14 protein-coding genes and 2 pseudogenes are annotated in these 13,649 nt (G+C 35.1%); 14 read left to right on the top strand and 2 right to left on the bottom strand.

What is annotated here, in order from left to right; translation table 11 throughout:
* Nucleotides 1-226 precede the first annotated feature (226 nt).
* The 6 genes and pseudogenes from HMPREF1140_RS07680 to HMPREF1140_RS13540 all read left to right on the top strand — a co-directional run.
* Complete coding sequence (locus tag HMPREF1140_RS07680; RefSeq protein WP_198007465.1) at nucleotides 227-700, top strand: hypothetical protein; 474 nt, start codon at nucleotides 227-229, stop codon at nucleotides 698-700.
* A 377-nt stretch (nucleotides 701-1,077) separates the two neighbouring features.
* Nucleotides 1,078-1,311, top strand: a complete 234-nt coding sequence (locus HMPREF1140_RS13755) for a hypothetical protein (RefSeq protein ID WP_035620126.1) — start codon at nucleotides 1,078-1,080, stop codon at nucleotides 1,309-1,311.
* A gap of 2 nt (nucleotides 1,312-1,313) precedes the next feature.
* Nucleotides 1,314-1,547, top strand: a complete 234-nt coding sequence (locus HMPREF1140_RS07670; protein WP_003007814.1) for an Imm74 family immunity protein — start codon at nucleotides 1,314-1,316, stop codon at nucleotides 1,545-1,547.
* A gap of 21 nt (nucleotides 1,548-1,568) precedes the next feature.
* Nucleotides 1,569-2,051: a hypothetical protein gene (locus tag HMPREF1140_RS13545; protein WP_035620124.1), complete on the top strand. Its 483-nt coding sequence runs from the start codon at nucleotides 1,569-1,571 to the stop codon at nucleotides 2,049-2,051.
* Nucleotides 2,052-2,210: 159 nt separating this feature from the next.
* Complete coding sequence (locus HMPREF1140_RS14145; RefSeq protein WP_408610082.1) at nucleotides 2,211-2,348, top strand: DUF5960 family protein; 138 nt, start codon at nucleotides 2,211-2,213, stop codon at nucleotides 2,346-2,348.
* Nucleotides 2,349-2,462 (top strand): annotated as a pseudogene (locus HMPREF1140_RS13540) (IS30 family transposase); the annotation flags it as partial.
* 253 nt (nucleotides 2,463-2,715) lie between these two features.
* Here HMPREF1140_RS13540 and HMPREF1140_RS14040 read toward each other — a convergent pair.
* Nucleotides 2,716-3,611, bottom strand: a pseudogene (locus HMPREF1140_RS14040) (hypothetical protein); the annotation flags it as partial.
* Nucleotides 3,612-4,418: 807 nt separating this feature from the next.
* Nucleotides 4,419-5,645 (bottom strand): tyrosine--tRNA ligase, encoded by a 1,227-nt coding sequence (gene tyrS / locus HMPREF1140_RS07645; protein WP_009663170.1) that lies wholly within the window; start codon nucleotides 5,643-5,645, stop codon nucleotides 4,419-4,421.
* 258 nt (nucleotides 5,646-5,903) lie between these two features.
* Between tyrS and HMPREF1140_RS07640 the strand changes: the two genes are divergently transcribed.
* From HMPREF1140_RS07640 to HMPREF1140_RS07605, 8 genes are all read left to right on the top strand, one after another.
* Nucleotides 5,904-6,932, top strand: coding sequence for a 3-deoxy-7-phosphoheptulonate synthase (locus HMPREF1140_RS07640; protein ID WP_009663236.1), 1,029 nt, complete (start codon nucleotides 5,904-5,906; stop codon nucleotides 6,930-6,932).
* Nucleotides 6,932-7,480: an anaerobic ribonucleoside-triphosphate reductase activating protein gene (gene nrdG / locus HMPREF1140_RS07635; RefSeq protein WP_009663225.1), complete on the top strand. Its 549-nt coding sequence runs from the start codon at nucleotides 6,932-6,934 to the stop codon at nucleotides 7,478-7,480. Before HMPREF1140_RS07640 ends, nrdG begins: the two co-directional genes overlap by 1 nt.
* Nucleotides 7,452-8,141, top strand: a complete 690-nt coding sequence (locus HMPREF1140_RS07630; RefSeq protein WP_009663305.1) for a hypothetical protein — start codon at nucleotides 7,452-7,454, stop codon at nucleotides 8,139-8,141. Before nrdG ends, HMPREF1140_RS07630 begins: the two co-directional genes overlap by 29 nt.
* 70 nt (nucleotides 8,142-8,211) lie before the next feature.
* On the top strand, nucleotides 8,212-9,675 hold the full coding sequence (locus tag HMPREF1140_RS07625) for a sensor histidine kinase (protein ID WP_009663221.1): 1,464 nt from the start codon (nucleotides 8,212-8,214) through the stop codon (nucleotides 9,673-9,675).
* A gap of 12 nt (nucleotides 9,676-9,687) precedes the next feature.
* Nucleotides 9,688-10,410 carry a response regulator transcription factor gene (locus HMPREF1140_RS07620; RefSeq protein ID WP_009663348.1) on the top strand — a complete coding sequence of 241 codons (723 nt, stop codon included), beginning with the start codon at nucleotides 9,688-9,690 and terminating at the stop codon, nucleotides 10,408-10,410.
* 126 nt (nucleotides 10,411-10,536) lie between these two features.
* Nucleotides 10,537-11,595: a TRAP transporter substrate-binding protein gene (locus HMPREF1140_RS07615; RefSeq protein ID WP_009663200.1), complete on the top strand. Its 1,059-nt coding sequence runs from the start codon at nucleotides 10,537-10,539 to the stop codon at nucleotides 11,593-11,595.
* Nucleotides 11,596-11,652: 57 nt separating this feature from the next.
* The gene (locus tag HMPREF1140_RS07610) at nucleotides 11,653-12,189 is read left to right on the top strand and encodes a TRAP transporter small permease (RefSeq protein ID WP_009663259.1); all 537 of its coding nucleotides are present in this window, start codon (nucleotides 11,653-11,655) and stop codon (nucleotides 12,187-12,189) included.
* Nucleotides 12,186-13,481, top strand: coding sequence for a TRAP transporter large permease (locus HMPREF1140_RS07605; RefSeq protein WP_009663286.1), 1,296 nt, complete (start codon nucleotides 12,186-12,188; stop codon nucleotides 13,479-13,481). Before HMPREF1140_RS07610 ends, HMPREF1140_RS07605 begins: the two co-directional genes overlap by 4 nt.
* The last annotated feature ends 168 nt before the right edge of the window (nucleotides 13,482-13,649 follow it).

Raw genomic sequence — 13,649 nt, 5'->3', positions numbered from 1 at the left:
CTAGACGTTACAATAAAACAAGTGAATTATTTTTTAAATATCTGATAGTAAGAGAAAGTTCGAAAGGGATAATGAAATGAAAACTCCAAAGCTGTATAATGATTTGATCAATGAGAAAAAAATTACCAATGAAATTATTGCAGAATGTGTATATTATGTGAATAAATGAGCTAAAAATTATCGTGATAAAATTAAAGAATACAAAAATGGAAGGTCCCATCAGCATTTGGAGAGTAATATTGAAAAAGCGGAAGAGGAAATGGGGAAATACTATCAACTAAAAGAAGAATTTTTGAAAGTATTTACCCCGAATCTGATCCACAAACAATTCATTGGCGAAAAGAAAAAAAGAGTATATAGTTATGAAAAAAACTATGAGAAATTGTTGAAAGAAAAAACTAATGATATTTTTTGGAAAAATAGTTACTATGATTACGATAAAGATATGGAGATCGAGTTTTTTGATTATCATCTAGGAACAAAAAAATATCTATATTTCTTATATTGCGAAATTGGGGAATATAGTTTTCATTCACCCGTTTCTGAGAAAATTGCCGAAAGCAATACAGAATTAGAAATTCAAGAAATCGACGAAAATTTCAAAACCCATGGCTCTAAGATTGAAGGATTGCTGTCAATGCAATTTGTAAAAAAAGTCTTGGAATTACTGCAAAGCGAAGATTATACAATTGTGGATTAAGAGTAAAACAATGAAATGTGCATTATGTAAACAAATGGTCGAAGAATAAGATGATTAAACCAAAGGATTTAGTTGAATGCTTTATAAGACTAAATCCTTTTTGTTTAATTTTAATTAGCTAAGAATTATGATAAAATAAAGTAAGTATATTTTTATAGTTATAATTCTGTTTTTTCAAATCGATATTCAAAAATAGATTTTACTCAAACTGACTTTGATGTTGAGTTAATAAGAGGTAGATTGAAAACTGATCCAGATACGGCTTTTTTCTGGTCAGGACGAACAGATGGCATTGGAGGCATGGATGTTGCGAAAAAAATAGCAAAAAATAAAGGAGGAGTTACATTAGATCTACGATTGATGATACGAATATTGTAATGCCTGAATGGGATTTTAATACTCCTTCAAGTGTAACAGCTTGGGAGGAAGCTTCGAATGTATACGCAGCGCAAGTATCTGGTGAAATAAGAGCTGTAGTTGGTAGCGAACTACGACCAGGAAATATTTGGGAAAACATCGAACTACCAAGATTGAAGGCCAATCCAAATGTTACTAAGATTACAACAATAGATCCTAAAACAGGGGTAGAAAAAATTATATTCGAGAGGTAGAAATGAAAATTACAGGAACAAGATCAACAATTACTTTTGATTTAGAGAATGGTTTTCTCTTAAAAGCACAAGGAGAATTGCTGATCAATAAAAAATTTGTTGTTTATAAAGATAGTATGACACAATGGGAGCCCCCTCATGAGAATCTTCCGATAACTCAAAGAGAAATAGAAAATATTATTAATACAGCTAAAAAAATGGAGAGCAATCAAACTATTCAACTAGACTTTGTATAATTATGTTGTATTCTAGGAGAAATGAATCTCTATACAGCTGGTCAGTTTGCCTATCATGGGACCAAGTTTCTAGGTGGAAGCGAAGAAGACGCTCAAACCGCAAACTTTTTAGGGAACCTGATAGGAGGGTATACAGCTTCTTCAGCAACTAGCAAGTTTAGTCTCAATAAGGTGAAAGTAGATGTCGGAGTACCGAAGTATAACCGAGAGCAGATTCTAAAGAATATAGAAGAAAGCAGGCTTGCGAGAGAATCCAGCAACTTTGACCAATATTTGGCGAAGGAGAAACTCCAACGAAGCTTAAACAAATCCCCATTAGTTAGTCGGGAACTTCCGAAGGTAAAGGGTGTACACGATGTCGAAGTACCGAATGAATTAAAAGATAGATTGTTAAATCAATTCATCAATGCGAAAAATTCTCATGAGTTAATGAATATCTTGCATCATCAGGATGAGGAATTGAGAGGGAGTTTGTTGGAAATGATATTTACTAGCGAAAACTAATTGAGACATTTCGTACACAATGGTTATTCTTTAATAACTAATCATGTTTTAATGCGTAATAGTTTTACATCTCTATGCTTATTGGCTTGAATTGCACTAGCTACAAGCTTGGTATAGGGGTGTTTTTGTTTACTGAAGAAGATAAGTATGTTTTAAAGTTTGAAAAACTATTTTAAACTAAACAAAAGCAAATCTTTAGACGGTCGTGACCATTACTTTGTTTTTTCTATCAAGATGAACAAAGATAGTAGGGGCATTAGACAGTATGAATACCAGAGACATTGTTTTAGTTTGTAAGAACTAAATCCGACACTTTTAGAAGACTATAAAAAGGATATCAATGAAAGGCTCAGACAAATTCATGGCTATCAGTCCGCAAAAAAGCTGTTTGAGTTAAATCAAACAGCTTGATAGATACTCACTTAATCAGAGAAAAAACGGTGTTGCACTTATTCTTGCAATTTATCATGTACAAAACAATAACAATTTAAATGGTGTGAACTTTTTAGTAAATTCTAGCTCAATTCGTGTATTTTTAAGGTAAAATTCACACCATTCAATTGAAAGTTACTCAAATTAGATGAAATATTTCTTTCTGAAAACGTGGGAAAACATTGATTTTAAGCGGATATTGAAACTTATTCAAATAAAAATGTTTCCAACCAGGTCTTGCTTCAAACTCGGTTTTCATAATTCTAAAGCATTCTTCTATTTGCCAACGCTTTTCACTTATACTTAGTATTTCACTTACATTATCGTCAAGTAGGTCTGTTGAGACGGCATACATACCATCATACTTGGCTTCCTCATCTATTTTTTCTGTATTAAGATAGTTATATACATTTGCTGTTTCACCATCGTCAGTTACCACAATACTGCCAAGAAACCTGGCCGGATCATTAGGATTTCTTCTTTCTTTTTTGGTACTGCCTCTTTCAAGCATTAACTTAGCTCTTTCACCCATATGATTGTGCTTTCTTATTTTTTCCAAACCAAGTCCGGCATCACTACAGTAAATAAACTTTTGACAATCAAACTCTTTTAAAATTTTTTCTTCAAGTGGTTTAATAGAGGTTTGTTCATTTGTATTATAGGGTTTGGTCTATGTTCTTTGCTTTTGCCATATCTCTTAATGCCATCTTCATCCTCAATCTCAAAATAATAGTTAGTACAATCATAAAAAAGAAGTTTATCATTGCGCTTACCTACTAAATGACTATTTCTATAAGTTTCAGATTGTATAAGGTCACATTCTTTACCGAGTACATTTAAAGAGTGATATACATCATGTAATTGGTAAGATGGTGGCTCTAAAAATCCCATAGAACAAGAGTAACTTGAGCGTTTACCGGAAGGTTCGAGTATTCTTGAGTAAATCAAATCGGATAATATCGAGTTGATATCAAACTTGAAGTTATACTTATCCCTTATCTTTCTGCAAACTTTATGTAAGCCAAGTTTGCGTACATTTACAGAGGTGCTAACCCCTTTGTCATTTATAAAGTTTTTGGAAATGTAGAAGGACTCTGCATTTTTTGATTTTGATGTAGTAACTTTCATAGATAACTCCACACCTTATTATACTAGAAAATACTATATATTAAAACGAATATTTTGACAAAAATTTCAAGTGAGAAGTGTAGGCTATATGCGGGTTACAGGACTTTTTTTATGCTTATTTAGGCAAACAAACTGTCAAAGACCCGGGAAGATGAGGTTTAAACAAATTTAAAAAAATCAATTTTTTAAAATTATATTAAAAAAATGGAATTAGATTGACATAAAAAACATTCATGTATATAGTTATAATATAAATATTTAAGAACGGAATAGAAAGTCCTTTGTATAGAAGATGTAAATAATTGTGAAATAATGGACAATACAAAGATTCAAAGTATATTCAAGCACTGGCAGTATGGTTTCACAATGAAATGTTTTCTTATAGTGTTTGGGATGTTGTGGGTTGGTCATAAATGTTTAAATGTATAATAATTTCATTTGTATTAGGCTTATATTTTTTATTTTGCAAAGATAATAATATATCCAGAGCCTTGGCAAATATGAAAGCAGGATATTATAATTATAATAAGATTTCTAAACTACTATCTATCTACTTTTTTGGAATAGCTGCTTCAATGGCAGTATGTATAATAGGAATAATTGTTGATAGTTTATTTTTGAAAATATCAAGTTTTTTTCTTCTACTTGCTCTATATATATTTGTTTATATATATGAAGCAAATGATCATTTAAGATGATTTTTTGAAACATTATTTTTTTATGTAAAAACTTAGGGTGGTGTGACTCATTTTGAGCTACACCACCCTTTCTTATGACTATCATTTCCCGACAGCCCCTTAAAAAATTTTATTCTGATTTAACCTTGCAGAAGTTTTTCTTTCCTCTCTTAACAAGAAGTCCTTCGCCTGCAAAATCTTCTTTTGTAAAAGTTTTCTTTACATCATTTATAACGTCACCTTCTATGGAAACACCGCCCTGTTCGATATTTCTTCTGGCTTCGGATCTGGTCTTTGAAAGTCCGCTTACTACAAGCACACCTGAAAGATCTATAGTACCGTCTCTGTAATCCTCATCCTGCAAAACATATGTAGGAACATTGCTCATATCGCCACCGCCTACAAATAGAGACTTGCTGGCAGCATTTGCCTTATCGGCCTCTTCCTTGCCATGTACAAGCTCTGTAAGATGCATTGCAAGGATTTCCTTAGCTTCATTAAGTTTGGCACCTTCCCATTTAGACATTTCCTCTATCTGCTCAAGAGGAAGGAAGGTAAGCATTCTAAGGCATGTGAGAACGTCAGCATCAGGAAGATTTCTCCAGTACTGGTAGAACTCAAAAGGAGTTGTCTTATTCGGATCAAGCCAAACTGCACCGCCTACCGTTTTACCCATTTTCTTACCCTCTGAGTTCAGTAAAAGGGTAATAGTCATAGCATGTGCATCTTTTCCAAGCTTTCTTCTGATAAGCTCAGTACCGCCAAGCATATTTGACCACTGATCGTCACCACCGAACTGCATATTGCAACCGTAGTCAAGGAAAAGCTTATAGAAGTCAAAACTTTGAAGTATCATATAGTTAAACTCAAGGAATGAGAGTCCGTTTGCCATACGGTTTTCATAACATTTTGCTCTAAGCATATTGTTTACTGAAAAATGCGGACCTATATCACGGATAAATTCCATATAGTTGAGATCTCTAAGCCAATCGGCATTGTTTACCATTCTGGCTTTATCCTCACCGAATTCAATAAAGCGACTCATCTGCTTTTTAAAACATTCACAGTTGTGGTCGATATCTTCTATAGTAAGGACTTTTCTAAGGTCGCTTCTTCCTGAAGGATCACCGATCATACCGGTACCGCCACCTACCAAAGCGATAGGTTTATTGCCTGCCATTTGAAGTCTCTTCATAAGACAAAGTGCCATAAAATGTCCTACATGGAGACTGTCTGCAGTAGGATCAAACCCTATATAAAATGTAGCCTCACCATTATTTATCATCTTGCTGATTTCTTCTTCATTTGTAACCTGGGCAATAAGTCCTCTTGCCTTTAATTCATCATAACAATTCATACATATCCATCCTTTATTTATTGCAGCTTCGGCTGATAAAATTTCATAAAAAGAAGTATAACAAAGTAATGAAAAATTATCAAGCTTATACTTTGAAAATTTAAAGTTTAGAACTTTAAAGCAATAAAGACTTGATAATTTTTCACGATTATTTTATACTGTTAAAATGTCATATGGAGATACCATGTAACTGTAAGGAATACATAATAAAGTTTGGAGCTGTTGAAGTTCAAAACATATATAATGAAAGAGGCAATTATGGGAATAAAATATATCAGTAATCTACCAAGTCCGGAAGAAATCATAGATAAGTACCCTTTAAGTAAAGAACTTGAGGCAAAGAAAAAAGAATTTGATAAAGAAATAGCGGATGTAATCACAGGAAAAAGCAAAAAGTTTTTGGCTGTAATAGGTCCTTGTTCTGCAGACAATGAGGATTCCGTACTTGATTATGCAAGCAGGCTTACAAAAGTGGCGGAGGAAGTCAAGGATAAAATAATAGTTATTCCAAGAGTCTATACAAATAAACCGAGGACAAACGGAGACGGATATAAGGGACTTTTGCATCAGCCGAATCCTGAAAAAAATCCCAATGTACATGAGGGAATTATTGCAATCAGAAAGATGCATCTTAGAGTTATAGAAGAAACAGGATTATTTACTGCAGATGAGATGCTCTACCCGGATAACCTCGGATACTTGGACGATTTAATGAGCTATATTGCAGTCGGTGCAAGATCTGTGGAAAATCAGCAGCACAGACTTACATCATCAGGAGTCGATGTACCTGTAGGTATGAAAAATCCTACCAGCGGAGATATGTCCGTAATGCTGAATGCGATATATGCCGCACAACAGTCACATGAATTTATATATAGAAACTATGAGATAAAAACTGACGGAAATCCTCTATCACATGCGATACTCAGAGGTGCAGTAAATAAGCATGGCCAATGCTTGCCAAACTACCATTATGAGGACCTTAAGCTTCTTTTAGATCTTTATATGGAAAGAGATATTAAAAACCCTGCTGTTATTGTGGATGCAAATCATTCAAATTCAAATAAGAAATATAAAGAGCAGGTTCGTATAGTAAAAGAGGTGTTACACTCTATGAGATATTCACAGGAGATAGGAAATTTTGTAAAGGGTGTAATGATTGAGAGCTATATAGAAGAGGGAAACCAGAAAATTGAGGAGCATATATACGGAAAATCTATTACGGATCCATGTCTGGGATTTGAAGATTCAAAGAAGCTCCTTTTGGAAATGGCTGAAATGTTATAATGAATTATGCAAATATAAAATATGATGATATAGCAAACGGTCCGGGAGTAAGAACGTCTTTATTTGTATCAGGTTGTACACATGCGTGTAAAGGCTGTTTTAACGAGACGGCATGGGATTTTAAATACGGTGAAGAATTTACAGATGAAACCATAGGAGATATATTAAGGTCTGTAGAGCCCGAGTATATATCCGGTATTACCATACTTGGCGGAGAACCTATGGAAAAGGCAAATCAGAAGGGAATACTGCCGCTTGTAGAGGAGTTTAAAAAGAGATATCCTGATAAAAGCCTTTGGATATACTCGGGATACACTTATGATGTGGACCTTGTTCCCGGCGGAAGAGCCTATTTTGATGAAACATCAAAAATCTTATCGCTTTGTGATGTGATGGTGGACGGTGAGTTTGTACAGGAGCTCTATGATATTACATTGAGATTTAGGGGAAGTTCAAATCAGAGAATCATAGATGTGAAACAAAGTGTTAAAGAAGGGAAGACAGTACTTTGGGAGGGAGATGCCATATTTGCCGACCACAGCATGTAGATCAATTGAAAACGATCTTCTTATAAAAGATGATAAAAAATCGTATACAGGCGGAAATCAAGGTTGGTTTCTAAGCCTTGGATATAAAGATATAGCGGAATACGGTTGCGGAATAATTGCCATATGCAATTTTTTGATGTGCTTTTGGAAGTCTGTATACAAAAGTAAAAATACAGTCGGTAAAGATACATTTACAGCCTTTGTACTTATGGTCTACAGGAAGTATTTAAATATTCTTGATACACACATTATAAAGGGACTGACAGGATTTGCTCTTGCAAAAGCGGTTAATGCTTATTTCAAAGATAATAGGCTTCCAATGAAAGCAAGATGGGGATTCGGATACAATATACTCTTAAAAGTTAATAAGAGTTTGCAGGAAGGTATGCCTGTAATTTTGGGTGTAGGACCGGATCTTTTATCTTTTTTAAAAAAGGAAAAGGGTATAGAGGTTACAGATATTCAAACCGGTAATAAAGCAAAGATATATGCACATTATGTGCTGATTTATGACTGTAAAAAAGAAAACGGAGAAAGCTTTTTTTATATATCATCATGGGGGAGAGGCTATAAGCTTTCTTACAGTGATTTTATAAGATATCAAAAGAAAACATTTTTGGGATTTTTATTATCAAATATACTGGAAATACATAATATATAAATGAGGGATACTATGGAAGAAAAAAACTTTTTGTAGTATCCTTTTATTATATGTTTTTAGGATGGCATTTATGAGAAAAAAAGTTTTAAATCAATCGATAAAAGTAAAAATCGGTATTTTCATTATTGCTGTAGTTTCGGCATTGATAGTGAATTTATGTTTTGATTTTTTTGTTGTGGAATATACATCTTCAGGTTTCGGTGAGATAATAAATGAGATATCACTTTGTTATGAGTTGCAGGATGCGATGACAAAGGAAAAGGCGGACTTCAGTACTTTTATAAGAAACAGGGACAATATAGATGAATTGTTGGCAAGTTGTAAAAGAACGGATGAAATAGTTGATAAGTTGGAACTTGATATAATGCATATGGATAATGAAAGATATGCCAAAATATGGAGTATAAAAAACAGTTATCCGGTATATGCTGCCAAAAGACAGGAAATTCTGGATGATAAATATGAAGCTAAGGACTTTATAGAAAAAGTATATAATGTGTATGAAATGCAGGATTATCTGATAAGTTATGGGGAAAGACTGATGGATGTCACTCTCAGTGAGAACAATGTAATATATCAAAAGAGGGCTGAATTCTTTAAGAAAATGCCTCTTGTACTTGGGATAATACTGATACCTATCATAGTATTGATAATTTACATGGCATTCAAGCTACAGGCTCTGATAATCTCACCGATAAACAGGATGGTGGAGATATCAAAAAATATCGCAAAAAATGATTTTTCAGATAAGGATATAATAATACGCAATAAGGATGAGATGGGAGATTTGACAAACGCCTTTAACAAGATGAAGCATGCTACCTCCGTATATATTTCAAGCTTAGAGGAAAGATATGAGCTTTCGGAACTTTTGCACAAAGAGGCAATGGAAAAGATGAACATGGAAAAAAGGCTTAATGAGGCGAGATTTGACCTTCTTAAAAATCAGATAAATCCTCATTTTCTATTCAATACCTTAAATATCATAGCCGCATCCGCCAATCTGGAAGATGCCAAGGATACCGAGGATATGATAAGGGCACTTGGAAATATATTCAGATACAGCTTAAAGACCGATGAAAAGCAGGTAAGCCTTGAGAGGGAACTTAGCATCGTAAATGACTATATGTATATACAAAAGATGCGTTTCGGTGATCGTGTTTCATACGATATAGTTTCAAAAGTTGACAACGGCAATGTTTATATTCCGTCATTTTCACTTCAGCCTATAGTGGAAAATGCCATAGTCCATGGGATTTCCAAAAAGGAAGAGGGTGGTAAGGTAGTAATAAGAGTATGGGAAAAAGAAAATATGCTTCACATTATTGTTGCGGACACAGGTGTCGGAATGAATGCTGAAAGGCTTAAACAGCTGAAAGACTTTATGAGAGAGAGGCCTACGGCAAAACTCGGAATAGGTTTTGGAAATATTTATAAGCGTATAAAGAACATATATAAAACAGGTGATTTGAGAATATACTCCAAAGAAGGAAAGATGACAGTGGTATATTTTCTGATACCGCAAACCGTTTAGGAAGGAGAGAATGTGAATTTACTGATAGCGGATGATGAAAATCTTGAGCTGAAGGTACTTGAAAAGACAATTAAAAAGTTTTTTTTAAATGAGCTTGACATTTTCATGGCAAGTAACGGAAAGCAGGCGGCAGGTATAGTTGAAAATACAGATATAAATATTGCACTTTTGGATATTGAAATGCCGGGAATGAACGGAATAGAGCTGGCAAAGCTTATAAGAGAGAAAAATCACGATTGTATTATTATTTTTATAACAGCATATGACAGATTTGAATATGCCATAGAAGCGATGCATATAAAAGCATTTGACTATCTTTTAAAGCCGTGGAATGAGGAAAAACTTACAGGACTTATAAGTGAAGCTATATCAAGTATAAAAGAAATAAGTTCTGATGACGGTAAAAATGAAAATCTTCAAGATTCACAAAAAAGCATTATAAAAAAATATATAAAGGAAAATTATAAAAGAGATATAAGTGCCGGAGATGTGGCAGGTATACTTGGTTATTCGGATGTTTATTTTTCAAAGATATTTAAGCAGCTTTTTGACGATACATTTATAAATTATCTGACCAATCTGAGAATAGAAAAGGCAAAGGTACTTTTAAAGGATGTCAGTTTTAATATAAAAGAAGTTGGTGCAAGTGTGGGGTATACGGATTCAAACTACTTTACAAAGGTGTTTAAAAGAGCGGTAGGAATGAGTCCTTCAGAGTACAGAGGTAACATTTAATTTAAAGATTAAAAATTTACTTATTATATTAAAATATTACCATTCACATAAGTTTTTCTTAAATATAGAATATATAAAAGAGATGTAAGACTTTTTAGTCTTAAGTATTTATTTTTTGGAGGAACAATGAAAAAGAGATTTTTTGCATTAGCGATCGCTACATTAGCGTTATCAGCTTGCGGACTTAAGAGTCCTGAGACAACAACAACTGCTGCAAACGGTGGAGAGACAACTGCTGCAAAGGCAGACAGCGGTAGTGAGGGTGCAGAGGTAACCTTGGTTTATGCGGAGGTAAACCCGCTTGATACAATCGTAGGACAGAGCGGTACAGCATTCAAGGAGAAGGTAGAAGAGCTTTCAGGCGGAAAGATTCATATCGATGTTCAGGCAAGCGGTGTACTCGGTTCAGAGAACGATGTACTTGACGGAATGCTTGGCGGAACAGGTACAGTAGATATGTCAAGAATTTCAGCTTTCGCTCTTACAAGCTATGGTGCAAAGAAGGCTTCACTTCTTTCATTACCATACACGTTTAACTCAAGAGAGCATTTCTGGAAGTTTGTAGACAGTGATTTGTCAAAGGAGTTCTTAGAGGAAACATCAGATCTTAACCTCGGTATCAAGAGCTTGTACTATGGTGAGGAAGGTTTCAGACATTTCTTTACAAAGAATCCTGTAAATTCTGTTGAGGATTTAAAGGGAATGAAGATGAGAGTTTCAAATGACCCTGTAATGAACGGAATGGTTGAGGGACTTGGTGCATCTCCTACAGTAGTTGCATTTAACGAGCTTTATTCAGCACTTCAGACAGGTGTTGTGGACGGTGCGGAGCAGCCTATAACAAACTATAAGTCAAACGCTTTCCCTGAGGTGGCTCCAAATATCATCCTTGACGGTCATACACTGGGAGCATTCCAGGTAGTAATCACAGATGACGCTTGGAATAAGCTTACACCTGAGCAGCAGGATATCCTTGTTGAAGCAGGAAAGTATGTAGGTGAGGTAAACAGAGAAATCGCTCAAAAGGCGGAGGATAAGGTTTTAGAGGAGCTTAAGTCATCAGGTGTAAATGTTGTTGAAGTTACAGATAAAACACCTTGGAAAGAAGCTACAAAGAATGTTATCGAAAAGAATACAACTGATCAGAAGGAATTATATCAGCAGATAGTTGACTTGGATAAATAATATTATTGCCTCTTGGAGACTTCTCCAAGAGGTTTGTTGATAGAATAAGAGGTAATTATGTCAGATTTTTTTAAAGCGGTAGACAAAATAAAACCGGCATATGATGCTACATACAAATTTGTTCTGCTTATATGTAAACTTTTATTGATAGGAGATATTGCCATCACAACAATGGCGGTTGCCGGAAGATATATATCATTTATACCGGATCCTGCATGGAGTGAGGAGATAGTTCTTACATTTATGGCATATATGGCAGTGCTTTCAGCAGCACTTGCAATAAGAAGAGGTGCACATATCAGAATGACGGCCTTTGATCCATATCTTCCGAAGGGAGTGGTAAGATTTTTGGATGTACTTTCAGATATTGCAGTTTTAATACTTGCAGTGGTAATGATAGTTGTGGGCTGGAAATATGCTATGAAGATTGGTGCAAAGGGTACTTATGTAAGTATGCCGGGAGTTTCAAAATTCTGGCAGTACTTCCCGATACCTTTAGCAGGTGTTGCAATGTTAATATTTGAGCTTGAGGCACTTTATAATCATATAAAGGCTATTTGCTTAAAAGAAGATCCAAAGGAGGTGCAGGCATGAGTACAGGAGTAGCAATTGCTATATTACTTATAAGCTTTTTTGTAATGATATTTTTGCGTTTCCCGATTGCATATGCGGTAGCACTTTCATCTTTGCTCTGCCTTTTGGCACAGGGACAACCGCTTTCAACAATATGTCAGCAGATGGTTAAGGGTATTTCATCATTCTCACTTATGGCGGTACCGTTCTTTATAACAATGGGCTGCCTTATGGGAAGCGGCGGTATATCGGAGAAACTTATTGCACTGGCAAATGCCTGTGTAGGCTGGATGCGTGGAGGTATGGCGATGGTTAATATCGTGGCTTCATACTTCTTTGGAGGAATTTCAGGTTCAGCAGCGGCAGATACGGCATCACTTGGTTCAATCCTTATACCTATGATGGTGGATCAGGGATATGATGCGGATTTTTCCACAGCGGTTACAATTACATCATCATGCGAGGGACTTTTGGTACCTCCTTCACATAACATGGTTATATATGCTACCACAGCGGGCGGTGTATCGGTAGGAAGCTTATTTCTTGCAGGATATATTCCGGGTGCATTGCTTGCGGTATCACTTATGATCGGTTCATATATTATTTCAGTGAGAAAGAATTATCCAAAGGGTGAGAAGTTCTCGATGAAGGTGCTTTTAAAGCAGCTTAGTGTATCATTCTGGGCATTGGCGGCAGTACTTATCGTAGTAGTAGGTGTAGTAGGCGGTGTGTTCACAGCTACAGAGTCGGCTGCTATAGCGGTTATCTACAGCCTTATTGTCAGCGTATTCATATATAAAGGTCTTGACTGGAAGGGTGTATGGAAGACTCTTGATGAATGTGTAAATACATTGTCAATTGTACTTATCCTTATCTCAACATCAAGTATTTTCGGATATTGCCTTACAACACTTCATGTTCCGGATATGGCTGCAAGTGCAATCACAGGATTTACAAACAATCCTATAATACTTGCATTACTTCTTAACCTTATCTTGCTTATACTCGGATGTATCATGGATATGGCACCTATCATACTTATCGCCACACCGATACTTCTTCCTATTGCAAACTCTATAGGAATCGGACCGATACAGTTCGGTATCATGGTTATCTTAAACTGCGGTATAGGTCTTCTTACACCACCGGTTGGAGGAGTGCTCTTTATCGGTTCAGCCGTAGCAAAATTGCCTATGGAAAAGGTAGTAAAGGCAACATTGCCATTCTATCTGTGCATGATAATTACACTTTTACTTATAACATTTATACCTGTTATAAGCCTTGGACTTCCAATGCTTTTGGGTAGTTTATAAATAACAATATAATAGCGAGCTGTTGCAAAATAGACCGGAAATACATCTATGGGGCAGCAGCTCTTTTTATATTCATTGTATACAAAATATATTTTAAAAAATTTAACTGTACAAGCTCGAAAATACTTGTTAAAAGTTATAAAACATAGTACAATTTGTTAAAGAGAT

Source organism: Lachnoanaerobaculum sp. ICM7, from assembly GCF_000287675.1.
Classification (GTDB): domain Bacteria; phylum Bacillota; class Clostridia; order Lachnospirales; family Lachnospiraceae; genus Lachnoanaerobaculum.
Note: the sequence above shows the minus strand (reverse complement) of the source record. Positions and strands in the feature narration are given on the sequence as shown.